Source organism: Mycolicibacterium fluoranthenivorans (genome assembly GCF_011758805.1).
GTDB classification, from domain to species: domain Bacteria; phylum Actinomycetota; class Actinomycetes; order Mycobacteriales; family Mycobacteriaceae; genus Mycobacterium; species Mycobacterium fluoranthenivorans.
On the sequence record NZ_JAANOW010000001.1, the window covers coordinates 1366980 to 1390078 of the forward strand.

Consider the following 23099-nt stretch of genomic DNA (forward strand, 5'->3'; position numbering starts at 1 on the left):
CATTCGATTTCAAAACACGGAAGGCCCACGGTGTCGGATGACCCGATGGGAACCGCCGCGAGGAAGGTGAACCGGCTGTCATGACGATGACCGATCCCATCGCAGACTTCTTGACGCGTCTGCGTAACGCCAATTCGGCGTACCACGACGAGGTGACGCTGCCTCACTCGAAGATCAAGGCCAATATCGCCGAGATCCTCAAGAGTGAGGGCTACATCTCCGATTTCCGCACCGAGGATGCCCGCGTCGGCAAGGCCCTGGTCGTGCAGCTCAAGTACGGCCCCAGCCGTGAGCGCAGCATCGCCGGCCTGCGTCGGGTGAGCAAGCCCGGCCTGCGGGTCTACGCGAAGTCCACCAATCTGCCTCGGGTGCTCGGCGGCCTGGGCGTGGCGATCATCTCCACGTCCTCGGGTCTGCTCACCGATCGCCAGGCATCTCGACAAGGCGTGGGCGGCGAAGTCCTCGCTTACGTCTGGTAGGGGAAGAGAACATGTCGCGTATTGGAAAACAGCCGGTTCCGGTTCCCGCCGGAGTCGACGTGGCCATCGAGGGCCAGAACGTGTCGGTCAAGGGGCCCAAGGGCACCCTGACCCTCGACATCGCGGAGCCGATCGTGGTGTCCCGCAATGACGATGGTGCCATCGTCGTGACCCGCCCCAACGACGAGCGGCGCAACCGCTCGCTGCACGGGCTGTCGCGCACGCTGGTCGCCAACCTGGTCACCGGTGTGACCGAGGGCTACACCACCAAGTTGGAGATCTTCGGCGTGGGCTACCGCGTCGCGCTCAAGGGCGCCAACCTGGAGTTCGCGCTCGGCTACAGCCACCCAGTGCTCATCGAGGCGCCGGAAGGCATCACCTTTGCGGTGGAGACGCCCACCAAATTCTCGGTCTCCGGCATCGACAAGCAGAAGGTCGGCCAGATCTCCGCTGTCATCCGTCGCCTGCGCCGTCCCGACCCGTACAAGGGCAAGGGCGTGCGTTACGAGGGTGAGCAGATCCGCCGCAAGGTCGGAAAGACAGGTAAGTAACCCATGGCTACCACGAAGACTGAAGCCGCCACCCGTAAGCCGGTGGGGCAGAACATCTCCGAGACCCGGCGCAACGCGCGCCTGCGCCGCCACGCCCGGCTGCGCAAGAAGGTCGAAGGCACCGCTACCACGCCGCGGCTCATGGTGAACCGCTCGGCGCGGCACATCCACGTGCAGCTCATCGATGACCTGACCGGCACCACGCTGGCCGCCGCGTCGTCGATCGAGGCCGACGTGCGTGCCGTCGAGGGCGACAAGAAGGCCGTCAGCACCCGCGTCGGTCAGCTGATCGCCGAGCGCGCCAAGGCCGCCGGTATCGAGGCCGTCGTGTTCGACCGCGGTGGGTACACCTACGCCGGTCGCATCGCGGCGCTTGCCGATGCCGCGCGCGAAGGCGGGCTGAAATTCTGATGACTGTTAACGAGAGGACTGCATGATGGCCGAGCAGGCTGGCGCCGGTTCGGCGCAGGACAATCGCGGCGGTCGTGGCGACCGTGACGGCCGTGGCCGTCGCGACGACCGCGGCGGTCGTGGCCGCGGTGACGACCGCGGCGAGAAGAGCAACTACATCGAGCGCGTTGTCACCATCAACCGCGTCTCCAAGGTGGTCAAGGGTGGTCGGCGCTTCAGCTTCACCGCTCTGGTCATCGTCGGTGACGGCAACGGCATGGTCGGCGTCGGCTACGGCAAGGCCAAGGAAGTTCCGGCCGCCATCGCCAAGGGTGTCGAGGAAGCGCGTAAGAACTTCTTCCGCGTGCCGCTGATCGGTGCCACCATCGTCCACCCGGTTCAGGGTGAGGCCGCGGCCGGTGTCGTGATGCTGCGACCGGCCAGCCCGGGTACCGGTGTCATCGCCGGCGGTGCTTGCCGCGCGGTGCTCGAATGTGCCGGCGTGCACGACGTTCTGGCGAAGTCGCTGGGTAGCGACAACGCGATCAACGTGGTGCATGCCACCGTGGCGGCGCTGAAGATGATTCAGCGCCCCGAAGAGGTGGCGGCCCGTCGTGGCCTGTCCATCGAGGATGTCGCGCCGGCCGGAATGCTGCGGGCCCGTCGCGAGAGCGAGGCGCTGGCTGCTGCAGCCGCGCGTGAAGGAAATGCGTGATCATGGCTGAACTGAAGATCACCCAGGTGCGCGGAACCATCGGCGCACGCTGGAAGCAGCGCGAAAGCCTGCGGACCCTCGGACTGCGGAAGATCCGTCAGTCGGTCGTTCGTGAGGACAACGCGCAGACCCGCGGCCTGATCAAGGCCGTCCATCACCTCATCACGGTTGAGGAGGTCTAGGAATCATGAGCGTCATCAAACTGCACGACCTGAAGCCGGCGCCGGGCGAGAAGACCGCCAAGACGCGCGTCGGCCGTGGTGAAGGTTCCAAGGGTAAGACCGCGGGCCGCGGCACCAAGGGCACCAAGGCCCGTAAGAACGTCCCCTCGACGTTCGAGGGTGGCCAGATGCCGATCCACATGCGTCTGCCCAAGCTGAAGGGTTTCCGTAACCGCTTCCGCACCGAGTACGGCGTCGTCAACATCGGCGAGCTGGGCAAGGCGTTCCCGGACGGCGGCACCGTTGGTGTCGACGAGCTGGTGGCCAAGGGCCTGGTGCGTAAGAACGTGCTGGTGAAGGTCCTCGGCGACGGCAAGCTGTCGGCCAAGGTCGATGTCACCGCGCACAAGTTCAGTGGCAGCGCCCGCGAGGCGATCACTGCTGCCGGCGGCTCGGCGACCGAGCTGTAGTAGTTCTCTTCACAAACGGCCCCCGCCTCAGGCGGGGGCCGTTTGCATGGGCACGCTAATCCTCGGGGCGCATCTGGCCCCTGCGCATCATGTCGTTGACGGCGACACCCCACCTCTCCAGCTGGGCGGGTGAGGTGAACGGGGCCGGTAGGTGCCGCTCGATATGCGGCCGCAGCAGCACCGTGCCGAAGAACAACAGCACCGGATTGAGCGCCGCCCAGGTGTGGTCCAGATCGTCGCGGGCGAGGCCCTCATCAGCCCGCCGCTCCCACCGGGTCAGGCCCTGTTCGATCAAGGTGTCGAAGATCGCGGACCCGACCGGTGTGACCTCCACGAGTGACCGGGCCAGATAGTCGACGACAGTGGGGTGCTGTACCAACAGTGCGGTGACCTTCTGCCCGAAGGCCTCGAGCGTGGTGGGTCCCGGCCCGGACGCGAGCGTTGTCTGGATCACTTCGACGACGTACCGGTCGACCGCGTCGACCAGCCCGGCCTTGGTCCCGAAATGGTGCTGGACCAGTCCGATGGACACCCCTGCCGCGCACGCGACCTCGCGCAACGAGGTCGCCCCGACACCGCGCGCGGCGAAGTTGACGAGCGCGGCGTTGCGGATCTTGTCGGCATTCGAAGCGGCCGGATCGCGGGTGGAATCCGGCGGCCAGCGAGTCACCGACCCACCGTATAGCCCGACGTGGCAAGTACGAATGTATCGTGCAACAATACGTTCGTATTGGCCTGCCTGGGGGCGAGGGGTCGGGCAGGCCAATACCCCCGGTCGTCTGCGGGCACCTCGTCCTTCATTCAGGCAGCTGCGGGATTACTTCGGCCGCAAGGCGTTCCATCTGCTCACGATCCTCGGCGACTGTCGCGCCCAGGGGGTTCAGCAGGATGGTCTGTGCTCCCGCGGCGGCCACCTCGGCCAGTCCACGCACCACGTCGGAGGGTGTGCCTACCACCGCGACGCCCTCGAGCCCCGCGCCACGGCCGTAGATCCGGTCCAACCCGGCCACGGTCCGATCCCACGCGCGGGATCTGTCGTCGTCGACGATCAGGTAGACCCGCTTGCCGATGGTGAACCGGGCCGCGTCCCTGGCTTGTTCGTCGAGTTCGCGGCGCAGCGCGTGCACTGCGGTCGCGAAGGCGACGGTGGTGGACGATCCCGCCCCCAGAAACGCGTCTCCGTGCCGGACCGCCCTGGCGAGCGCGGCAGGTGCGTTGCCGCCGAACCAGATCGGCGGATGGGGGCGCTGCACCGGCTTGGGCACGATCTGTAGGTCGGCGACATCGCGGAACCGCCCGTGGAAAGTCAGCCGGGGTTCGTCCGACCATGCCGCCTTCATCAATTCCAGTCCTTCGGTGAAGCTGGAGATGAACGACGACCCGTCGACGCCGAACGCCGAGAACTGACGTCCGCCGCCGCCTGGGGCGACTCCGAGATCGAGCCGGCCGTGGCTGAGCCGGTCGACGGCGGTGACCGCCGATGCCAGCTGCAGCGGGTCGTGCAACGACGTGACCAAGACCGCCACCCCGAGCCGCAACCGTGTCGTGCACGCCGCCGCATAGGAGAGCAGTTCCAGAGGGGCGATCAGCGGTGCGGGGCCGACCGTCTGCTCGAGCGTCCAGCCGCCGTCGAACCCGAGCTCCTCGGCCCGGGCCAGATACTCCTTGACGCCGGTGGTGTCGAACGCGGTGTCCACGAACTGGGGCAGGGAGAAGGAGAAGCTCACGGCCACACGGTACGGCCGATCGAGCGCCGCTGCCCGTCTCCCGGCGATCGGTACGCTCGGGTGATGTTCGGATTTCTCCCAGGCACCACAGAACTGCGCGCCATCGTCCGCAAGGTGGACACGGCCCGGCACAACGGCGTGCCCGACGGGTGTGTGCTGGAACTGGACCTGCAGGCGATGCCGCCGGAGACCACCGGATTCGATCCGATGGCGCTGATCTCGGCCGGCGGCAAGCCGATCACCCTGCGTCAGGCCGTCGCCGCCATCGACCGTGCCGCGAAGGACGATCGGGTGGCCGGTCTGATCGCCCGGGTACAGATCCCCGCGGCAGCGCCGGGCTCGGTGCAGGAACTGCGCGAGGCCATCGTCGCCTTCGGCGAGCTGAAGCCGACACTGGCTTGGGCCGAAACGTATCCCGGCACGTTGTCCTACTACCTGGCCTCGGCGTTCCGCGAGGTGTGGATGCAGCCGTCGGGCACGGTCGGGCTGGTCGGTTTCGCGACCAATGCGATGTTCCTGCGCGATGCCCTGGACAAGGTGGGGATCGAGGCCCAGTTCGTGGCCCGTGGCGAATACAAGTCGGCGGCAAACCTTTTCACGCAGGACAGCTACACCGACGCGCATCGGGAAGCGGACAGCGCGATGATCGAGAGCCTGCACGCGCAGGTGCGTACCGCGGTCGCGGCATCGCGGCACCTCGACGGCGCCGCGGTGGATGCGCTGGCCGACAAGGCCCCGCTGCTGCGCGATGACGCGGTGACCGGCGGGCTGATCGACCGCATCGGTTTCCGCGACGAGGCCTACGCGCGGATCGCCGAACTCAGCGGCGGCGCAGCGGTTGCCGACGGTGAGGACGCGCCACCTCGGCTGTTCCTGTCTCGATACGCGCGGGCCACCGCCGCCAAACCGATACCGAACATCCCCGGTCTGAACAACAAACCGACCATCGCGGTGGTCACGCTGCACGGACCGATCGTCAGTGGGCGCGGCGGACCGCAGGTGCTGCCGATCGGCAATTCCAGCGCGGGCGGGGACACCATCGCCGCCGCCCTGCGCGAGGCCGTCGCCGATGACGACGTATCGGCGATCGTCTTGCGGGTGGACAGCCCCGGTGGCTCGGTGACGGGTTCGGAGACCATTTGGCGGGAGGTGGTCCGGGCCAGGGCCGCCGGCAAGCCCGTGGTGGCGTCCATGGGTGCCGTCGCCGCTTCCGGCGGCTACTACGTGTCGATGGCCGCCGACGAGATCGTCGCCAACGCCGGCACGATCACCGGTTCGATCGGTGTGGTCACCGGCAAGTTGGTGGCCCGTGAGCTCAAGGACCGTCTCGGGGTGGGTACCGATTCGGTGCGCACCAACGCCAATGCCGACGCTTGGTCGGTCAATGCGCCGTTCACCGCGGAACAGCACGCCCACGTGGAAGCCGAGGCCGATCTCTTCTACACCGACTTCGTGCAGCGGGTCGCCGACGGCCGCAAGCTGTCGGTCGAGGATGTCGACGCGGTGGCCCGAGGCCGGGTGTGGACCGGGGCGGACGCGAAGGAGCGTGGTCTGGTCGACGAACTCGGCGGTCTGCGCACCGCGATCACCCGGGCCAAGGTGCTCGCCGGCGTGGCGCCCGACGCCGCCGCCCGCTTGGTGAGCTGCCCGGGCTCGTCGCTTCTGGACATGTTGCGGCCCAAGGCGTCATCGCAGCCCGTGGCCGCCTCCCTGCCGCAGGCACTCGGCGCGCTGCTGGGCCGTTCGGTCGTCGGGGCGCTGGATCAGGCGCACAGTGCCGTCAGCGGTGTGACGGCACTGTGGCTGGGGGACTATCGCTTCTGAGTGCCGCTGATGTAGACGATCTCGGCCATCGGGTTGTCCGCAACCACCTCGGGTAGCGGCAACCCGTAGCGCGCAAAGAGTTCGGCCCGTGGCACACCGGTCATCTCCCAGCCCCTGGCGCCCAGATAGTCGGCGGCAGAGTGCCTTTCGCCGGGATAGACCAGCGACGACATATCCAGGTCCAGTCCGAGCGCCTTCAGGCTCACGGCCTCGTCACGCACCGCCTCCGGGTCGAAGTCGCGCAGTCCCGGAACGAACTCGGTGGCCACGGTGCTTCCGGGGGCGCTGAGTTGGTCGATGACGTCGAGCAGGCGGTCCTGGGCCTCCGGAGGTAGGTAGATCAGCAATCCCTCGGCCAGCCAGGCGGACGGGGCGGCGGCATCGAAGCCGGCGTTGCGCAGCGCGGTGGACCAATCCTCGCGCAGGTCGATCGACACCGTGCGGCGCTCGGTGGTCGGCGCGGCGCCGATGTCGGCCAGTGTGCTGGTCTTGAACTCGATCACCTCCGGCTGGTCGATCTCGTAGACGACCGTCCCGGCGGGCCAGGCCAAGCGGTAGGCGCGCGAGTCGAGTCCGGATGCCAGGATGACGACCTGCCGGATGCCCGTCTCCGTGGCGGCCATCAGATACTCGTCGAAGAACTTTGTCCGGACGGCCATCTCGTCGATATTGGCGCGAGCGCGCTTGGCAGCCTCCGGCGAGATGTCCGTCAGATCGAGCTCGCCGTCGATCATCTTCGTGAAGAAGTCGATGCCGACCGCGCGTACCAGCGGCGCTGCGTAGGGATCGTCGATCAAGCCGTGCGGTTCGGTACTGGCGATGGCGCGGCCGGCGGCCACCAGGGTGGCGGTGGCGCCGACGCTGGAGGCGACATCCCAGGAGTCGCCGTCGGAGCGCGCAGTGCTGTGGGTTGCCATGAAAATTCCTTCAGTCCCGAATGGCAGTGATGGATACCGAGTGCTGCAGCGGGTTGGCCAGTTCGGGGAACTGCCGGCCGTAGTCGGCGAACACGTCTCGGCGGCTGCGGCTGTGCACCTGCCAGCCCCGGGCGGACAGATAGTCCACGACGTCGTTGCGCTCACCCTTGTAGAACAGCTCGGACAGATCGATGTCGAATCCTTGCGCGCCCCACTGCCCGACCATCTCCTTGGCGCGTTCGCCGAGCGACTGGCCGAAGTCGCCGCCGTGATACTCGGTGGCGAGCCGGCCACCCGACACAGACAAGGCGGTGATCTCGTCGAAGAGCCGGTCCTGCGCGTCGGGCGGCAGGTACATCAGCAGGCCCTCGGCGCTCCAGGCGGACGGTGCAGCCGGATCGAATCCGGCTGCCGTCAAAGCCGAAGGCCAATCCTCGCGCAGGTCGATCGCGACGGTCCTGCGCTGCGCTGACGGCCTCGCGCCAAGGGCATCCATGGACTGGGTCTTGAAGGCGAGGACGTCTGGCTGGTCGATCTCGTAGACCACGGTGCCCGCAGGCCAGTGCAGGCGGTACGGCCGGGTGTCCAGGCCGGAGGCCAGGATGACTGCCTGGCGTACGCCGGCGTCCCCGGCAGCGATGAAGAAGTCATCGAAGAACCGGGTCCGCACGGCCATGGTGTCGGTGATGAGCCGGATACCGCCGGCGGCGGCCTCATCGTCGGGGATCTCGATATCGCCATTGACCAGCCGGGTGAAGAAATCCACACCGACCGCGCGCACCAGGTCCGCGGCATACGGGTCGTCGATGATCGCGTCGGGTTCGGCGGTGGCCAGCGCGCGGGCCGCGGCCACCATGGTGGCGGTCGCGCCCACGCTGGAGGCCAGGTCCCAGCTGTCCGTCTCGGACCGCGCCATCACTTCACCGCGGTGATGTAGATGGGCGACCCGAACTGTGCGTCCTCGTCGAGCGTGGGCAGGCCGTAGCGGGCCAGCAGCTCGTTGGTGGGCACGCCGGAAGTCTGCCAACCCAGGTCGTCGAGGTGGGTGCCGGCGTCGGTGCGGTCGCCCAGATAGACGAGCTCGCTGAAGTCCAGGTCGAACCCGTGCTCGGCCCATTTGTCGGTGACCGACTGCATGCGCTCCTTGAGCACCTCGGGGTCGACGTCGCCGGTGCCCGGAACCGCCTCGGCGGCCAGTCGGCTGCCAGGGGCGCTGTTCGCGGTGATCAGGTCGAGCAGCCGGTCCTGCGCCTCCGAGGGCAGGTAACCGAACAGGCCCTCGGCGATCCAGGCGGTCGGCGCGGCCGGGTCGAACCCCGCGCCCCGTAGCGCGGACACCCAGTCGTCGCGCAGGTCGACGGCCACCGTCCGGCGATCCGCGGTGGGCTGCGCACCCAGATCGCTCAGTGTCTGCGTCTTGAACTCGATGACCTCGGGCTGGTCGATCTCGTAGACCACCGTGCCTGCCGGCCAGTCCAGCCGGTAGGCACGGGCATCGAGACCCGAGGCCAGGATCACGGCCTGGCGCACACCCGTGTTCCCGGCGGCGGTGAAGAAGTCGTCGAAGAACCGGGTCCGTGCAGCCATACCGTTGGCGAACCGCGCGATGTTCATCCGGGGATCGTCACCCAGATCCGATTCACCGAGTTCACCGTCGGCGAGCTTGGTGAAGAAGTCGACGCCGACCGCCCGTACCAGTGGGGCCGCGAACTGATCGTCGATCACCGGATTGGGGGCGGCCGAGGCCATTGCCCGGGCGGCCGCCACCATGGTCGCGGTGGCGCCGACGCTGGATGCCAGATCCCAGGTATCGCCGTCTACGCGTGCCATCACAAGGCCCCTCTCGCCGTTTTACTTAGCTGATGTAATGAACGCTTCCGACTGTACGCCTTGAATCTGTTTGCTTCCTTGCCGTCACGAAACGCCGTCACGAAACGCCGTCACCAAACGGGCCGGCCGACACAAGCGAGGCCCCCGGCAGTGCTGCCGGGGGCCTCGTCGATACGTGCGTGATGCGTCAGTTACGCCGCAGCGCTGGAGCCGCCTGCCGAGGAGGAAGACGCCGAAGAGGACGAACCTTCGGAGCTTGCACCCTCGGTCTTGCGGTGCCGGCCGCCGCCGGTGGACGTCTTGGTCGTACCGGTGGACGCCGAGGCAGTGGAGTCGGTGCCGTCGTCCTGGCGAGCGTGCTTGCCGTAGGTCGAGCCCTTCTTGCCCGTGCCCTGCTTGCCGGTGGTGGAACCCTTGCCGTCGGTGGCGTCCTTGGCCCCGGCCGCGTCACCGGTCTTGTCGCCGGTCGTATCGGTGGACGTCCCGGACTCCGAGCCGGCGGTGGTGGTACCGCTACCGGTGGTGTCCTTGGTCTCCGTCGAGGTCTTCTCGTCGGTGGGGGTCTTCACCTCGGTCGTGGTGTCCTTGACCTCGGTGGGATCCTTCACCTCGGTGGGATCCTTCACCTCGGTGGTGGTGTCCTTGGTCTCGGTGGTGTCCTTGACCTCGGTCGCGCCGGTGCCGTCCTTGGTCTCCGTGCCGGACTTCGACGCTTCCTCGGCGGTCTTGCCCGTGCTGCCCTCAGTGGAGGGAGCGGCGGTCAGGGCCAGCGTCTGGACGCGCGAACTCGCGACGGGCGTTGCGGCGGCCACGGTCGCCGTGGCGCCGACCACACCTCTGATGACGCCCAAGTCGTAGGCGATGAGCTTGCCCGGCAGGGCGAAGACGTTCTTGATGGCCGTCACCTCGTCGGTGAAGGCCTTCGCCAGATCGGTCGGGATCGCCGCCCAGTCGCCGGTGTAAAGGTGGCCCATCGCCGAGTTGAGGCCCTTGATGAACACCAGCAGCTGACCCACGGTGTTCACGGCCGTGTTGAAGTTCTGCAGCGGCAGCGAAAGAAGTGTGGCGATGCCGGTAACGGTGCTCCCCGCACTCGCAGTGGCGACAGCGGTGCCGGACTTCGCCGCGGTGGCGGCAGTCGCCGTGGCGCCGAACGCACCGCCGATGACGGCGAGGTCGTAGGCGATCAGCTTGGCGGGCAGCGCGATGACGTTCTGGATCGCTTTCTGCTCATCGGTCCACGCCTGCAGGAGGTCTGCCGGGACGGAACCCCAAGCGCCCGTGTAAAGGTGGCCCATCGCCAGGTTGAGGCCCTTGACGAACACCAGCAGCTGACCGACCGTGTTGATCGTCGTGTTCAAGTTGTTCAGCGGCAGGCCGGCCACGGCGAGCAACTGGTCGATCGACGCCGTCAGCTCATAGGGCTGTTCGAGCGTGGAAACGGTGCGGTGCTGAACGGCGGGCGCAGTGGCGGCCGCTGCGGCGTGCGGCGGAGCGGTAACCAACGATGCGGTGATGCAGAGTGAGCACACACCGGCCGTCAGTGAAGCGGACTTACGGTTCACAGCGGAAACTCCCTGGGTCTGGGTGAGTTTGACAGACAGAAATTACCTTAGGAATTGCTAATCCACTACCCAGCAAGGTCTTTAAATCACCTGGTATTGAAACCGCAGGTCTTCTACCTGCGGCTGAGGACAATCTCCCAGCGTGAGTTCTCCTAGAATTCACCGAAATCTCGCTGAGTAAGCCGTATTTCGCGCCACGCGCGAGACCTTCCCCGCGTATCGAGCATGCCCGTTTCGGTGGAGTGGAGCCTGGGGTGCGAGCCGAGGGTTGCGATCGCGCGAGCTTTGCCAAGGGTGAATTTATCTGTAAATCAGTACATTTCGACACGGATGCCGTGGCTCTCCGCTGTGGAGGATTCTCGTGTCGACGGCAAGAGGCCGCATCCCGCAGGTTAAACCCGTTGGGATACGGCCTCTTTCGTGACTATATGTGTGTGTTGTGGTCAGCCCTGCGGTGCTGGCGCGGGGGCTGGGGGAGCGCCGTCCGCGGGTGCCGGCGGGTCGGGCAGGTACTGGCCGAGGCCGGACGGAATGTTGGTGCCGGGCGGGGGTGCGGTGCCCGGCAACGGTTCTCCGAGCTGTTGCTGCGGAAGCTGGCCGAGCAATCCGCCCCGTAGCCTGCCGTCGCGGTAGAGGTCGATGTACCGGCCCAGCCACTCCCGGCGGCTCACATCGGCATGCTCTTCGCCAGGTGCAACGTCGAACTGTTCACACTTGCCGGGAGCCGACGGGACATCGCACTGCGGCAACCCATAGGCGTTGTTGAACGGGTTGAGGTTGGGTACTGCGCCGGGACCCGCGCCGGGAGCTGACGGCGCCGGGAGCTGACCGAGAACGGTGTTGCGGTCGAGCCCGGAAATATCCTGCGGAGCCCCGAGTGCCCCTGGGGCGGCCTGAGATCCGTTCTGTGCCAATATATTCCAACCCGCCGGCCCGAGCGGTGCGCCTATCACCGGCGCATTCGGTGCAGGCGGAGGCGGCGCGGGGTCGCCGGGAACAGGCAGCGGATCCGGTGGCAGCGGGTCCGCAACGGCGGTCGCCGGGAAGGCGACCGCCGCTGCCAGAGCCACTAAACCAGCTGCCGCCGCCACCGTAGAACGATTGCGGGCGTAGCGATCTGGTGTGGAAGCCATGCCGACGTCAGACAGACTTGGTCACGCCGTAGTAGGCGACGACGTCATCGGTGTCCTCGGTCGAACTGGTCAGTGTGGCGTAGGAACGCAGGAAGGACTGACCGACGCAACCGTCGACCTTGATATGGGTGTCCTTCAGGGTGACCCGGACCGGTGCCGCCTTGTATTCCTTCTTGTCGACGGCGACGTTGGAGACGGTGCCGGGCTTCGCGTGGATCTCGATGGTGCCCGAGATCGGGAACGACACAGCGTTCGGGATCAGCCCACCGGCCAGCGACGAACCGGAGGTGCTGACACCCACCGAGCCGATGAGACGGACCTGGCCCAGCTCGATACCGCAACCGATCTGGTAGCCGGCTTCCAGCGTTCCGCCCTTGAGGGTGGTCTTGCCCTTGCCCGTGACGGTACCGGTGAAGGTTCCGCCGACCAGGTACTCGCGCGAGGAGACGGCGGTGGTCAGCGGCGCGACCGGCAGCTGCGTCTCATCCTTGGCCACCACGGTGAGCACCCAGCCGTCCGGGGTGGTGACGATGCCGGGTTCTGCAGAGGCGACCACACCGTTGTCCGGCGGCGGTCCGGCGTCATCGACCGGCGGATCGGCCAGGGCGATCGGCGCCGTCGCAAGCGGCAGCGCCATGCAAGCGGCAACTGTGGCAATACGCTTCAACATTTTTTCTTCCGTTCCGGTGCGCATGTGGTCAGACGGCCTTGGTGACGCCGAGGTAGGTGACGACGTCGTCGGTGTTGTCGGTCGAGCTGGTCAGCGTCGCGTACGAGCGGATGAACGACTGGCCCGCGCACTGGTCGGTCTTGATCCGGACGCCGGTGATGGTCACGCGAGTCGTGGTGCCCTTGAACTTCTTCTTGTCGATGGCAACCGTCGTCACTGTGCCGGGCTTCAGGTAGACCTTGCCCTGGAGGGAGACACCGAAACCGGCGCTGACGTCGTTGGTTAACGGAATCTTGATGCCGGGGCTGAAGCTGGCGCCGGGGTTGATCTCCATTTCATCGGAGACGATGCCGCAACCGATCTGCTCGCCGGCCTCAAGCGACCCGCCGGTCAGCTTGGTCTTGCCGCCACCGGTGATCTTGCCGGTGAAGGTGCCGGCGACCAGGTATTCGCGCGAGGACACGGCGGTGGTCAGCGGAGCCACGGGCAGCTGGGTCTCGTTGCTGCCGACCACCTCGAGGTGCCAGCCGTCCGGAGTGTTCAGGACGCCCGGTGCCGCAGAGGGAACGTCACCTTCGGGCGGAAGGGGATTGGTGGGATCGAGCGGGGTGATGGCTGAATCGGGGTTGGCGGGGGGCGGTGGCGGGTCGGCCTGTGCGAGAGGCGCAACCGGCACCAGCACGCAGGCAGCCAGAGCGGCAAGATGTTTGTACATGGTGGTGATATCGCCCTCTCATATTCGGAATACCGAAGGTCGAACGGTTATGTAACGGATACGTCGCGTCGGAGCCTCTAATGGCGGGGTTTCTAGACGGTGAACGGAGGGGAAATTATTCACGCCCTGTTCCCGTCTAGTGCGCGTCTTCGAGCTGGGCTTCTTTCCAGAATCACATTCGGGCCCAATGAGTTCCACAGAGCGATGCAAACGAATGGACGGCAGCCGGAAACCAGCCGTTGGTGGTTCGTTCATTGTTTGGACACCTGATGAATGGACCGTGATGCGCATTGCAGTCTCGGCGCCGATCTCCAACCGGACCGCGCGAGACCGACATTGTTTGGAGGAAGCGCCTTGAAGTCACCTCGGCTGAACGAGAAGGCCCGCAAAGCCGGAGTCGTGTCGCTTATCGCACTCGGTATGGGTTTCGCGAGCGCCGCGCCGGCGTACGCCGATGACCTCGACGCCGATCCGGCGCCGGCGCCGGCACCGGTGCAGGCTGCGCAGGTACAGGTCGGTGCCATCACATCGGAGGGGGCCAACCCGGCCGCGGTCGCCGCGTGCGCACAGTTCGCTCAGGTGCTCGACGGTTCCGCGCAGTACTACGGAGACTTCGCCGACTCCCTGGAAGGCTCCGGCTACAGCGATCCGGCGGTGGCGAGCAGCAACTCGACCGGGCGGACCGCGTTGCGCGAGGCCGCCGGAATCTCGATGGACGCGGCGAACACCCCGGGCCTGCCACCGGATATCTCCGACCCGATGCGCACGTGGTCGCTCGGCGCCACCAAGCTGCTGGTCAAGATGGGACTGCGCATTCCCGGTGACAGCTTGAACGGCACCGCCACCGAGATGAACAATCAGGCGACCCGCGTACAGGAAGCCTGCGCTGCGGCCGGGACGCACGCCTGACCCGGTGAGGATCCTTGCTATCGGGGCGCTCGCGCTCAGCCTCGCGTTGGCCGGCTGCTCGGACGGGGCAGCCTCGGACTCCGCAAAACCGCCCAAATCGGTGCCGGACTCGGCGCTACCCGGACTGCTGCTCAGCGCCAAGGATGTCGACACCGCCATGGGCGTCACCGGCATGACGCCGCAGAACCCGGTGGATGTGATGGGTGACCATCGCAACCTGTTGTCGAACCTGAACTGCCTCGGGGTGTGGCAGGTGAACGAAGCCCCCATTTACGACCCGAGCCACTACAAGACGCTGCGCCAGCAAATGCTCCGGACACCCAATACGGATCAGTGGGACAGCCTGGTGGTGCAGTCGGCGGTGACCTACCGGACGGCCGATGCCGCGCGGGCATTCTTCGACGATTCGGCGGACCGGTGGTCCAAGTGCACCAATCACACGATCAACATCAGGGTCAACGGACAGGCGCTGCCGAAGTGGGTGAGCGGTAACCTCGCCAAGACCGACACCCTGTTGTCAATGCCGTACACCCGTGGCGCCGACAGCCAGACCAGATCGTGTCAGCGGGCGCTGGCACTGGCGGCCAACGTGATCCTCGACATCCAGGCTTGCAAGCCTGCGCAGCAGGAGCCGATCAGTGCGGCGGTCGATATCGCCGACAGGATCGAATCGAAGATGCCCCGATGATGGGGTGTGCCGGGAGCCGGTTTCCCCGGCGGGGCGCTGGCGTGCGACTGTTACTCTCGTAGACTGTTTGACGCGCGACTGTGCAGGCTGGGAGCAGCTGATCGGGGCACGTCGCACGACTTGACCAAACGCTGGACCAACCAGCCCCATTGGCACGCCGCGACAAGTGCTCGGCTGCGCAGGAGGAAGAGTGCTTTCGGCTTTCATATCGTCACTGCGGACGGCCGACCTCAGGCGCAAGATTCTCTTCACGCTTGCGATCGTCATCCTGTACCGCGTTGGCGCGTCCATCCCGTCGCCAGGTGTCAACTACCCGAACGTGCAGAAGTGCATCGAGCAGGTCAGCGGCGGCGACTCGGCGCAGATCTACTCCCTGATCAACCTGTTCTCCGGTGGTGCGTTGCTGCAGCTGACGGTGTTCGCCGTCGGCGTGATGCCCTACATCACGGCCAGCATCATCGTGCAGCTGCTGACGGTGGTGATCCCGCGCTTCGAACAGCTGCGCAAAGAAGGTCAAGCGGGCCAGGCGAAAATGACGCAGTACACGCGTTATCTGGCGGTCGCCCTGGCGATCCTGCAGGGCACCAGCATCGTGGCGCTGGCCGCCAACGGTGGCCTGCTGCAGGGCTGCAACCTCGACATCATCGATGACACGTCGATCTTCGGCTTGATCGTCATCGTGCTGGTGCTCACGGCCGGTGCCTCGCTGGTCATGTGGATGGGTGAGCTGGTCACCGAGCGCGGTATCGGCAACGGCATGTCACTGCTGATCTTCGCCGGTATCGCCGCCCGCATCCCGTCCGAGGGCAAGACCATCCTGGACAGCCGCGGCGGGATCGTCTTCGCCGCGGTCTGCGTGGCCGCGCTGGCGATCATCGTCGGCGTCGTGTTCGTCGAGCAGGGACAGCGCCGTATCCCGGTGCAGTACGCCAAGCGCATGGTCGGCCGCCGCATGTACGGCGGGACGTCGACCTATCTGCCGTTGAAGGTCAACCAGGCCGGCGTCATCCCGGTGATCTTCGCGTCCTCGCTGATCTACATCCCGCACCTGATCACCCAGCTGATCCAGAGCGGCCGGTCGGGCCCCAGCAACGGCTGGTGGGATCAGTTCGTCGCCAACTACCTGACCAACCCGGCGGACCCGGTCTACATCGCGATCTACTTCGGCCTGATCATCTTCTTCACCTACTTCTACGTCTCCATCACGTTCAACCCCGACGAGCGGGCGGACGAGATGAAGAAGTTCGGTGGCTTCATCCCAGGCATCCGGCCGGGCAAGCCGACTGCGGACTACCTGCGCTACGTGCTGAGCCGTATTACTCTTCCGGGATCGATCTACCTCGGTGTGATCGCCGTGCTGCCCAACCTGTTCCTGGAGATCGGTAACTCCGGATCAGTACAGAACCTGCCGTTTGGCGGTACGGCCGTGCTGATCATGATCGGTGTCGGCCTCGACACGGTCAAACAGATCGAGAGCCAGCTCATGCAGCGCAACTACGAAGGGTTCCTGAAGTGAGAATCGTTTTGCTCGGCCCGCCGGGCGCCGGAAAAGGCACACAGGCAGAGAAGCTGGCCGAGAAGCTCGGGATCCCGCAGATTTCCACCGGCGACCTGTTTCGCTACAACATCAGCAACGGCACCCCGCTGGGGCTGGAAGCGAAGAAGTACCTGGACGCGGGCGACCTGGTCCCCGCCACACTGACCAACGCGCTGGTCGACGACCGTATCGACGCCGAGGACGCGGCCGACGGTTTCATCCTCGACGGTTTCCCGCGGTCGGTGGAACAGGCCGAGGCGCTCAAGGACATGCTGGCCAAGCGCGGGCTGACGCTCGACGCGGTGGTGGAGTTCCGGGTGCCCGAGGACGAGCTGGTCGAGCGGCTCAAGGGCCGTGGCCGCGCCGATGACACCGAAGACGTCATCCGCAACCGCTTCAAGGTGTACCGCGACGAGACGGCACCGCTGCTGGACTACTACGCCGGTGAACTGAAGACGGTCGACGCCGTGGGTTCCCTGGACGAGGTGTTCGCGCGGGCGCTGCACGCGCTCGGCCGCTGAAGTAGGCGCTCATGATCTCGGTGCCGGGACGGCGTAAGACCATTCCCCAGCGCAGTGCGGGCGAACTGGACGCCATGGCGGCCGCCGGCGCATTGGTGGCGGCGGCTCTGCAGGCGGTGCAGCGGGCCGCAGCACCAGGGGTGTCCACCGGCGAACTGGACCGCATCGCCGAATCGGTGATCCGCGATGGCGGCGGAGTGCCGTCCTTCCTGGGCTATCACGGCTATCCGGCGACCGTCTGCGCGTCGGTGAACGACCGCGTCGTGCACGGTATCCCGTCCGACGACGAGGTGCTGGCCGACGGTGACCTGGTGTCCATCGACTGCGGGGCGATCCTGGAGAAGTGGCACGGCGACTCCGCGGTCACGTTCGGGGTCGGCACCTTGATCGAGGCCGACGAACTGTTGTCGGAAGCCACCAGGCTGTCGATGGAAGCCGGGATCGCCGCCATGGTGCCCGGCAACCGGCTCACCGATGTCTCACACGCCATCGAGACCGGAACCCACGCCGCAGAGGCGCGCCATGACCGCAAATACGGCATCGTCGCCGGCTATGGCGGCCACGGGATCGGTCGAGAGATGCACATGGACCCGTTCCTGCCGAACGAGGGCGCACCCGGGCGTGGCCCCTACCTGGCCGTCGGCTCGGTGCTGGCGATCGAGCCGATGCTCACGCTCGGGACCGTCAAGACCAAGATCCTCGATGACGAATGGACCGTCGTCACCACCGATGGTTCCCGCGCCGCGCACTGGGAGCACACCGTCGCGGTCACCGAGGACGGGCCACGGATCCTCACCCTTCTGCCCGCCTGATCCCGTGCTCGCTTCGCTCCCGCCCGCCGGATCGATTCCCCGGGTCGCTTCGCTCCCGCCCGCCGGGGCAAACATTTCCGGTTGAACCGGATGGCTGCCGGCGTCGTGTAAGGGGCGGAGGTTGGAGTGGACGATCCGGAGGCCGCGATGATGCGGGTGCTGTATGACGAGCACGCCGGCGCGTTGTGGCGGTATGCCCTGCGATTGACGGGCGATGCCGCCCGCGCCGAAGACGTGGTGCAAGAAACGCTGCTGCGCGCGTGGCGGCATCCCGAAGTGACGACGGACCCGGACCGACCGGTACGTCCCTGGTTGTATACGGTCGCGCGTAATCTCGTCATCGACGACCGGAGAAGCGCCCGTTTCCGCAATGAAACCGACACCCCTGACATGGAGACGGTCGCCGACAACCATTCGAGAGCCGCTGCCGGCCCCGACGAAGTGGATTCTGCGCTGGACCGCCTACTGATCAGCACCGCGCTGAGCGAACTCTCCGAGGACCATCGCGCGGTCATCAAGCGTGCGTACTACCAGGGTATGAGCACAGCCCAGATCGCTGCCGATCTGCAGATCGCCGAGGGCACCGTGAAATCACGGCTGCACTACGCGGTCCGGGCACTACGCCTCAATCTGCAGGAAATGGGGGTGACGCGATGACCGAGAACGACTCGATCTCCGACGGAGATCAGTACACGACCTGGGACGCCTCCTACGTGCTGGGCGCGCTGTCGCCGGCCGAACGCCGCGAGTACGAGGCGCACCTGCCGACCTGCGCGCAGTGCCGCGCCGCGGTGGCCGAACTGACCGGGATGCCGGCCTTGCTGGCCATGGTCGACCTCGCCGATGTCGAGGCGATGGACGATGCTGACACGGTGCGGGAGTCGGAGCCGCCGTTACGCCCCGAATTGCGCGAGCAGGTGGTCGAGCAGGTGCGCTGGCGCAGGCGGCGTTCGCGGTGGCTGACCTCGGCTGCGGTGGGCCTGGCGGCCGCACTGCTGGCGGTGGGCGTCGTGGTGGCCGTTCGCCCCGACGTGTTCGGCATCCAGCAGGAGACCCAGCAGGCGGCGCCGTCGTTGGAGATGAACAAGGTCAACCCCACGACCATCGCCGCGAGCATCTCGATGTCCGAGTACAGCTGGGGCACGCGGATCGATATGGCGTGCAGCTACGGCGACTGGGGTCAACGGGACAACAAGCCCCAGAACCTGGGAATGGTGGTGGTGGGCAAGGACGGCAGTCGCGACCAGATCGCGACCTGGCTCGGATTGTCCGGTGCGACCGCGTTGCCCAGCGGAAACACTCCGCGGCCTATGAACGAAATCGCTGCTGTGCAACTGGTTTCGGCAGACGACGGAAAGGTCCTGCTCGAAAAGAACCTGTGAATCGGTCTCGCGGGTGAACTCGATCCCGACCGGGGCCGTGTCACCTGCAGAACGAGAAAGCAGGTGAGCAGTGACCAACGGGCAGACCGGCAGGCGCCGGGTGGTCGACCACATCGTCGACCGCCTCGCGGCACACGGGGTGCGGCATATCTTCGGCGTCGACGGCGCGAACATCGAGGACCTCTACGACGCGGCGCATTTCCGCGCAGACCTCACCGCGGTGCTGGCCAAGCACGAGTTCTCGGCCGCCACCATGGCCGACGGATACCGGCGCTCGGGTGCGCCGCTCGGGGTGGTGGCCGCCACGTCAGGGGGCGGTTCCCTCAATCTCGTTGCCGCACTGGGGGAGTCGTTGACCAGCAGGGTGCCGGTACTGGCCCTGGTGGGACAGCCGCCGACGGCGATGGACGGCCGCGGATCGTTCCAGGACACCAGCGGGCTGGGAGGGTCGCTGGACGCCGAAGCCTTGTTCTCGGCGGTGTCGGTGTACTGCCGGCGGGTGGTGGATCCGGCCCGGATCGAGACTGCGTTGAGCGAGGCGCTGGCCGCCTCCCGCCGCGGCCCGGCCGTGTTGCTACTGCCGAAAGATGTACAGCAAAGCATCTTTGAGGGTGCCGCCGGCGCCGGACTGCCGTTCGCCGTTCCGATCGGTGACCCGGACCCGATCGCAGAGCAACTGCGCCGGGCGTGTGGCCCCGTGACGATCATCGCCGGTGAACAGGTGGCCCGCGACGACGCCCGCGACGAATTGGAGCGGCTTCGGGCCATTCTGCGGGCCCGGGTGGCCACCGTGCCCGATGCCAAGGACGTCAGCGGTGCTCCCGGCCCGGGATCATCGTCGGCACTGGGGGTGACAGGTGTGATGGGTCACCCGGGGGTGGCCGAAGCGCTGACCGCCAGTGGCGTCTGCCTGCTGGTGGGCACCCGCCTGCCGGCCACCGCGCGCGCGGGGCTGGACGCCGCGCTGGCGGCACTGCCGGTGTTGTCGCTGGGATCGGAGCCGCCCTACCTGTCGAGTCTGCATGTGCACACCGACGACCTGCGCCGGTCGCTGACGATGCTCAACGCCGTCCTGTCCGGGTCCGGCCGGGTCGGGTCAGGCCCCCAGTCGCTACGCTCCTGCCCGCCGGACGGAGTGACGGTGCCGGACAGGATCACGCACACCGAGCTCACCCCACCCGTCCACGAGGGCAACGGAATTCGGTATCGGGCCGCGATGGCCGCATTGGACGCGGCGCTGCCGGACGGCACCGACATCGTCGTCGACGCCGGGAACACCGGCGCGTCGGCCATCCACTACCTGCCGGTACGCCGCGGCGGACGGTTCGTGGTGGCGCTCGGGATGGGCGGGATGGGCTACAGCTTCGGCGCCGGTATCGGAATGTGCTTCGCCAGGGGCCACCGGACGGTCATCATCGCCGGCGACGGTTCGTTCTTCATGCACGGTATGGAACTGCACACCGCCATCCAGTATCGGCTGCCGGTCACCGTCGTCCTGTTCAACAACAACGCCCACGCCATGTGCGTGACCCGCGAGCAGCTGTTCTACCGGGACCTGTACAGCTACAACAGATTTACGCCCAGTAAGCTCGGCGCCGGCCTGGCGGCGATGTTCCCGGGCCTGCCCGCCGTCGACGTCGCCGAGATCGGCGCGTTACCCCACGCCCTGCAGACCGCCCTCGACGAGGAGGGACCGTCGGTCGTCAGCATCGAATGTTCTGCCGATGAAATTCCACCGTTCGCACCGTTTCTGGAGACCAAGGAGGCCCACGTTCATGTCTAAGCCTCGATCCACCGACTGACCTCGGTGACGGGAGTCGTTTCTCGTTGATGCCGATGTTCGGGATGCGGGCATGAGGTGGCCCCGCTGGTCTGGCCAGCTTTTCCTGTGTGCTCCGGTCGGGCCTGTTTGGCAGTTGATCAGGGGATCGCGCGTTGTGGTGGGCTGTGTCCGATGATGCTGCGCCACAGGGCAAGCCAGGCCTTCGACCAGGGCCAGCGGCTAGGTAGGTGCAGGGCTGGTCGGCGCTGTGGACGGGCCAGTCGGGCTGGCACGTTGACGATGCGGCGGCGCAGCGTCGATCCCCGCGCTCGGCCGTGACGTTCTCCGGCGAGGACTCCGGCGGCGCGCAGCAGGTTGTGGGCGATCGCCGCGCACAGCACCCAGGCGGAGTTCGCGCCGAACCGGCCCGACGGGATGTGCGCCAACGCTCCGTCGATCAGATCGGCGAACACGGTCTCGATGATCGCGTGCTGGCGGTGGGTGACGTCGGCCTCGGTGACCGGCAGGTCGGTGTTGGTCAGGAACGGGTGATACCGCCACACCGGGAACAGCGCGTCGGGGTAGCGGGCGTCTTTGACGCGGCGCACGACCAGGCGGGCGGTGATCGCATCGGGGGTGGATGCGAATGCGGTGTAGGGGATTTCGGCGACTTCGGCATCGGAGATCCAGGCCCCCGTATCGGGATCTTGGACCGCTCCGGGGTAGGACACCGGTGTCCACGCGTCGTCGTCGATGGCGGCCAACGCGCGGTCGATGGCCGGGTTGCGGGTCATCACCAGCGAGAACTGGGCGCCTGCGCGGACACACGCGGCGACCACCTTGCGGTTGCCGTAGGCCGAGTCGCCGCGGACCAGGATCTTCCCGCTGGCACCGGCGGCGCGGGCGGTGCTGATGGCTTGGGCGACCATCCGTGCGGCACCCTTGCCCGAGTTGGCCTTTCCGGCGCGGAGCCGCATCCCGGCGATCACCGGAGCCGAGGACGCGGTGCTGATCGTGGTGGCGAGCGGGGACAGTCCCTTGCGCAGGATCTGCTTGCCGGCGATCTTGGTGTGCCCGTAGGAGGCGCCTTGTTTGGCGTGGCCGTAGACCGGGCGCAGCAACGAGTCGATGTCGATGAACACCCGTTGTTCGGCGGCGTTGGGGAGCAGGTCGACCCGGCCGCACAACGCCACCAGGTGCTCGCGCAGCACCGACTCCAACTGGCGGGCGTGACCGAAGGTGAACTCCCGCAGCAACGTTCCCACCGTCGACGGTGCGTACACGCCGTCGAAGAGCGACTTCATCCCGCCGCTGCGCAGGATGTCGACGTCATCGATGCAGTCCGCACCGGCAACCATGCCTGCGACCACGGTGGCCAGCTTCGGTGCCGGGTTCGCCGACCCGGACTTTATCCGCGGCGCGCTGATGTGGACCTTCTCGCCGAGCAAGCGCGAAAGCCCGGTCTGCTCGGCCAACGTCATCACCGCAACCACACCGGCACACGACACGAGATTGCCATCGTCGAACACCGCTGAATCCGAGGCGAACCTATGCGAAACTTGCACCGGAAGTGCCTTTCCGAACTGGACCGATTGATGCGTGAGAACACCAATCATCCCAGCCCAGAGGGCACTTTCCTCATTCCGACACCCCTATACAACCAGGTCAGTCGGTGGAACGAGGCTAAGCCCATAGCGTTGCCCGCACTTGCCGATATCGCCGCCCCGATCGAGGGAGTCGTCCGCATCGAGACGTCACCTCGTGAACAGGCCACACCGATCATCATGGAGATGATGCGGTCGGTGTATCCGCACGACCAGGTATTCGGTGAGTTCTGCACCGTCAACAGCTATATCGATTGTCCGCCAAGGGAACTCTACGAGTATCTGGCCGACACCCGGAGCCTGTAGGAGTGGACCTACAGTCTGCGCGGATTCACCCCCACCGAAGAGCCGGACCTCTGGCTGGCCTATGACCGGCTGGGGTCGGAGACCGAGATCTACACCCGCACCGTCGCCAATCCCGATGCGATGACCGTCGACTACCACTGTGCCTGGGACCAGGGCCACCACCTGTGGATGATCTACCTGATGCGTGTGGTGGACGCGCAGGTCGTGCTCAACAAGCCGGGCTCGGTGGTGCTGTGGACCAACTGCCATCACCCGTTCTACGACGAGAATCCCTACCCCGAGGCGGCACCCCCGGAACGGCCGGTGTGGGTGGGCGACTTCTGGGACATGTTCGGCGCCGGCCACGAACTGGAGCTGCGCAATCTGAAGGCCATCGCCGAGTACCGGCACCACAACGGCCTGCCCATCACCCCGGACTGGATGAAGTGAGG

25 protein-coding genes and 1 pseudogene are annotated in these 23099 nt (G+C 66.7%); 16 read left to right on the top strand and 10 right to left on the bottom strand.

The annotated features are described in order from the left end of the window. Positions 1-80: 80 nt before the first annotated feature. From rpsH to rplO, 6 genes are read left to right on the top strand one after another with little or no spacing between them, the layout of a single operon-like run. Positions 81-479: a 30S ribosomal protein S8 gene (rpsH, locus tag FHU31_RS06760; RefSeq protein WP_090359841.1), complete on the top strand. Its 399-nt coding sequence runs from the start codon at positions 81-83 to the stop codon at positions 477-479. Between the two features lie 11 nt (positions 480-490). Continuing rightward, positions 491-1030 carry a 50S ribosomal protein L6 gene (gene rplF, locus FHU31_RS06765; protein ID WP_090359839.1) on the top strand — a complete coding sequence of 180 codons (540 nt, stop codon included), beginning with the start codon at positions 491-493 and terminating at the stop codon, positions 1028-1030. 3 nt (positions 1031-1033) lie between these two features. Beyond that, positions 1034-1441, top strand: coding sequence for a 50S ribosomal protein L18 (gene rplR, locus FHU31_RS06770; RefSeq protein WP_090359836.1), 408 nt, complete (start codon positions 1034-1036; stop codon positions 1439-1441). Positions 1442-1466: 25 nt separating this feature from the next. Then, a complete protein-coding gene (gene rpsE, locus FHU31_RS06775; RefSeq protein ID WP_090360517.1) occupies positions 1467-2135 on the top strand; it encodes a 30S ribosomal protein S5 in 669 nt (222 codons plus the stop codon). Between the two features lie 2 nt (positions 2136-2137). Then, the gene (gene rpmD / locus FHU31_RS06780; RefSeq protein ID WP_090360514.1) at positions 2138-2317 is read left to right on the top strand and encodes a 50S ribosomal protein L30; all 180 of its coding nucleotides are present in this window, start codon (positions 2138-2140) and stop codon (positions 2315-2317) included. A 5-nt stretch (positions 2318-2322) separates the two neighbouring features. Beyond that, complete coding sequence (gene rplO / locus FHU31_RS06785) at positions 2323-2766, top strand: 50S ribosomal protein L15 (RefSeq protein WP_090359834.1); 444 nt, start codon at positions 2323-2325, stop codon at positions 2764-2766. A 55-nt stretch (positions 2767-2821) separates the two neighbouring features. Here the strand turns inward: rplO and FHU31_RS06790 are convergent, their stop codons facing one another. Both FHU31_RS06790 and FHU31_RS06795 read right to left on the bottom strand, forming a co-directional pair. Continuing rightward, positions 2822-3436, bottom strand: coding sequence for a TetR/AcrR family transcriptional regulator (locus FHU31_RS06790; protein ID WP_167156897.1), 615 nt, complete (start codon positions 3434-3436; stop codon positions 2822-2824). Between the two features lie 127 nt (positions 3437-3563). Continuing rightward, positions 3564-4493, bottom strand: a complete 930-nt coding sequence (locus FHU31_RS06795; protein ID WP_167156899.1) for an LLM class flavin-dependent oxidoreductase — start codon at positions 4491-4493, stop codon at positions 3564-3566. A 63-nt stretch (positions 4494-4556) separates the two neighbouring features. Here FHU31_RS06795 and sppA point away from each other — a divergent pair, with 63 nt between their 5' ends. After that, positions 4557-6317 (top strand): signal peptide peptidase SppA, encoded by a 1761-nt coding sequence (gene sppA / locus FHU31_RS06800; RefSeq protein WP_167156901.1) that lies wholly within the window; start codon positions 4557-4559, stop codon positions 6315-6317. On the opposite strand, the gene FHU31_RS06805 is transcribed toward sppA, so the two are convergent. The 7 genes from FHU31_RS06805 to FHU31_RS06835 all read right to left on the bottom strand — a co-directional run bounded on the left by FHU31_RS06805 (position 6305) and on the right by FHU31_RS06835 (position 13147). Beyond that, entirely contained in the window at positions 6305-7234 is a 930-nt protein-coding gene (locus FHU31_RS06805; RefSeq protein ID WP_167156902.1) for a class I SAM-dependent methyltransferase, read from the bottom strand. The genes sppA and FHU31_RS06805 overlap by 13 nt on opposite strands. A gap of 10 nt (positions 7235-7244) precedes the next feature. Beyond that, positions 7245-8150: a class I SAM-dependent methyltransferase gene (locus FHU31_RS06810; RefSeq protein WP_167156904.1), complete on the bottom strand. Its 906-nt coding sequence runs from the start codon at positions 8148-8150 to the stop codon at positions 7245-7247. Beyond that, positions 8150-9064 carry a class I SAM-dependent methyltransferase gene (locus tag FHU31_RS06815; RefSeq protein ID WP_167156906.1) on the bottom strand — a complete coding sequence of 305 codons (915 nt, stop codon included), beginning with the start codon at positions 9062-9064 and terminating at the stop codon, positions 8150-8152. Before FHU31_RS06815 ends, FHU31_RS06810 begins: the two co-directional genes overlap by 1 nt. Before the next feature lie 191 nt (positions 9065-9255). After that, on the bottom strand, positions 9256-10629 hold the full coding sequence (locus FHU31_RS06820) for a hypothetical protein (protein ID WP_167156908.1): 1374 nt from the start codon (positions 10627-10629) through the stop codon (positions 9256-9258). Positions 10630-11072: 443 nt separating this feature from the next. Beyond that, positions 11073-11699 carry a hypothetical protein gene (locus FHU31_RS06825; RefSeq protein ID WP_263988006.1) on the bottom strand — a complete coding sequence of 209 codons (627 nt, stop codon included), beginning with the start codon at positions 11697-11699 and terminating at the stop codon, positions 11073-11075. A gap of 70 nt (positions 11700-11769) precedes the next feature. Then, positions 11770-12432, bottom strand: coding sequence for an MspA family porin (locus tag FHU31_RS06830; RefSeq protein ID WP_167156910.1), 663 nt, complete (start codon positions 12430-12432; stop codon positions 11770-11772). A 28-nt stretch (positions 12433-12460) separates the two neighbouring features. Continuing rightward, entirely contained in the window at positions 12461-13147 is a 687-nt protein-coding gene (locus FHU31_RS06835; protein WP_167156912.1) for an MspA family porin, read from the bottom strand. 420 nt (positions 13148-13567) lie between these two features. Between FHU31_RS06835 and FHU31_RS06840 the strand changes: the two genes are divergently transcribed. From FHU31_RS06840 to FHU31_RS06875, 8 genes are all read left to right on the top strand, one after another. Continuing rightward, positions 13568-14056, top strand: coding sequence for an Rv2240c family protein (locus FHU31_RS06840; protein WP_167160723.1), 489 nt, complete (start codon positions 13568-13570; stop codon positions 14054-14056). Between the two features lie 4 nt (positions 14057-14060). Beyond that, the gene (locus tag FHU31_RS06845; RefSeq protein ID WP_167156914.1) at positions 14061-14744 is read left to right on the top strand and encodes a sensor domain-containing protein; all 684 of its coding nucleotides are present in this window, start codon (positions 14061-14063) and stop codon (positions 14742-14744) included. Positions 14745-14934: 190 nt separating this feature from the next. Beyond that, positions 14935-16260, top strand: a complete 1326-nt coding sequence (secY, locus tag FHU31_RS06850; RefSeq protein WP_090359813.1) for a preprotein translocase subunit SecY — start codon at positions 14935-14937, stop codon at positions 16258-16260. Then, a complete protein-coding gene (locus FHU31_RS06855; RefSeq protein ID WP_090359810.1) occupies positions 16257-16802 on the top strand; it encodes an adenylate kinase in 546 nt (181 codons plus the stop codon). Before secY ends, FHU31_RS06855 begins: the two co-directional genes overlap by 4 nt. Positions 16803-16813: 11 nt before the next feature. Next, positions 16814-17614: a type I methionyl aminopeptidase gene (gene map, locus FHU31_RS06860; protein ID WP_167156915.1), complete on the top strand. Its 801-nt coding sequence runs from the start codon at positions 16814-16816 to the stop codon at positions 17612-17614. 126 nt (positions 17615-17740) lie between these two features. Next, positions 17741-18271 carry a sigma-70 family RNA polymerase sigma factor gene (locus FHU31_RS06865; RefSeq protein ID WP_090359805.1) on the top strand — a complete coding sequence of 177 codons (531 nt, stop codon included), beginning with the start codon at positions 17741-17743 and terminating at the stop codon, positions 18269-18271. Then, positions 18268-18996 carry a zf-HC2 domain-containing protein gene (locus FHU31_RS06870; RefSeq protein ID WP_167156917.1) on the top strand — a complete coding sequence of 243 codons (729 nt, stop codon included), beginning with the start codon at positions 18268-18270 and terminating at the stop codon, positions 18994-18996. Before FHU31_RS06865 ends, FHU31_RS06870 begins: the two co-directional genes overlap by 4 nt. A 70-nt stretch (positions 18997-19066) precedes the next feature. Further along, on the top strand, positions 19067-20779 hold the full coding sequence (locus FHU31_RS06875) for a thiamine pyrophosphate-binding protein (protein WP_263988007.1): 1713 nt from the start codon (positions 19067-19069) through the stop codon (positions 20777-20779). Between the two features lie 137 nt (positions 20780-20916). On the opposite strand, the gene FHU31_RS06880 is transcribed toward FHU31_RS06875, so the two are convergent. Further along, positions 20917-22323, bottom strand: coding sequence for an IS1380 family transposase (locus tag FHU31_RS06880; protein ID WP_167155782.1), 1407 nt, complete (start codon positions 22321-22323; stop codon positions 20917-20919). Positions 22324-22449: 126 nt separating this feature from the next. On the opposite strand from FHU31_RS06880, the pseudogene FHU31_RS06885 reads away from it, so the two are divergent. Next, a pseudogene (locus tag FHU31_RS06885) lies at positions 22450-23097 on the top strand (SRPBCC family protein). Positions 23098-23099: the final 2 nt, after the last annotated feature.

Coding starts and splice junctions, on each gene's coding strand:
- rpmD (WP_090360514.1), top strand. CDS start 2,138: ATGGCTGAACTGAAGATCACCCAGGTGCGCGGAACCATCGGCGCACGC.
- rplO (WP_090359834.1), top strand. CDS start 2,323: ATGAGCGTCATCAAACTGCACGACCTGAAGCCGGCGCCGGGCGAGAAG.
- FHU31_RS06835 (WP_167156912.1), bottom strand. CDS start 13,147: ATGTACAAACATCTTGCCGCTCTGGCTGCCTGCGTGCTGGTGCCGGTT.
- FHU31_RS06870 (WP_167156917.1), top strand. CDS start 18,268: ATGACCGAGAACGACTCGATCTCCGACGGAGATCAGTACACGACCTGG.
- rplF (WP_090359839.1), top strand. CDS start 491: ATGTCGCGTATTGGAAAACAGCCGGTTCCGGTTCCCGCCGGAGTCGAC.
- FHU31_RS06805 (WP_167156902.1), bottom strand. CDS start 7,234: ATGGCAACCCACAGCACTGCGCGCTCCGACGGCGACTCCTGGGATGTC.
- rpsH (WP_090359841.1), top strand. CDS start 81: ATGACGATGACCGATCCCATCGCAGACTTCTTGACGCGTCTGCGTAAC.
- FHU31_RS06830 (WP_167156910.1), bottom strand. CDS start 12,432: ATGTTGAAGCGTATTGCCACAGTTGCCGCTTGCATGGCGCTGCCGCTT.
- rplR (WP_090359836.1), top strand. CDS start 1,034: ATGGCTACCACGAAGACTGAAGCCGCCACCCGTAAGCCGGTGGGGCAG.
- sppA (WP_167156901.1), top strand. CDS start 4,557: ATGTTCGGATTTCTCCCAGGCACCACAGAACTGCGCGCCATCGTCCGC.
- FHU31_RS06810 (WP_167156904.1), bottom strand. CDS start 8,150: ATGGCGCGGTCCGAGACGGACAGCTGGGACCTGGCCTCCAGCGTGGGC.
- FHU31_RS06840 (WP_167160723.1), top strand. CDS start 13,568: ATGGGTTTCGCGAGCGCCGCGCCGGCGTACGCCGATGACCTCGACGCC.
- map (WP_167156915.1), top strand. CDS start 16,814: ATGATCTCGGTGCCGGGACGGCGTAAGACCATTCCCCAGCGCAGTGCG.
- FHU31_RS06815 (WP_167156906.1), bottom strand. CDS start 9,064: ATGGCACGCGTAGACGGCGATACCTGGGATCTGGCATCCAGCGTCGGC.
- rpsE (WP_090360517.1), top strand. CDS start 1,467: ATGGCCGAGCAGGCTGGCGCCGGTTCGGCGCAGGACAATCGCGGCGGT.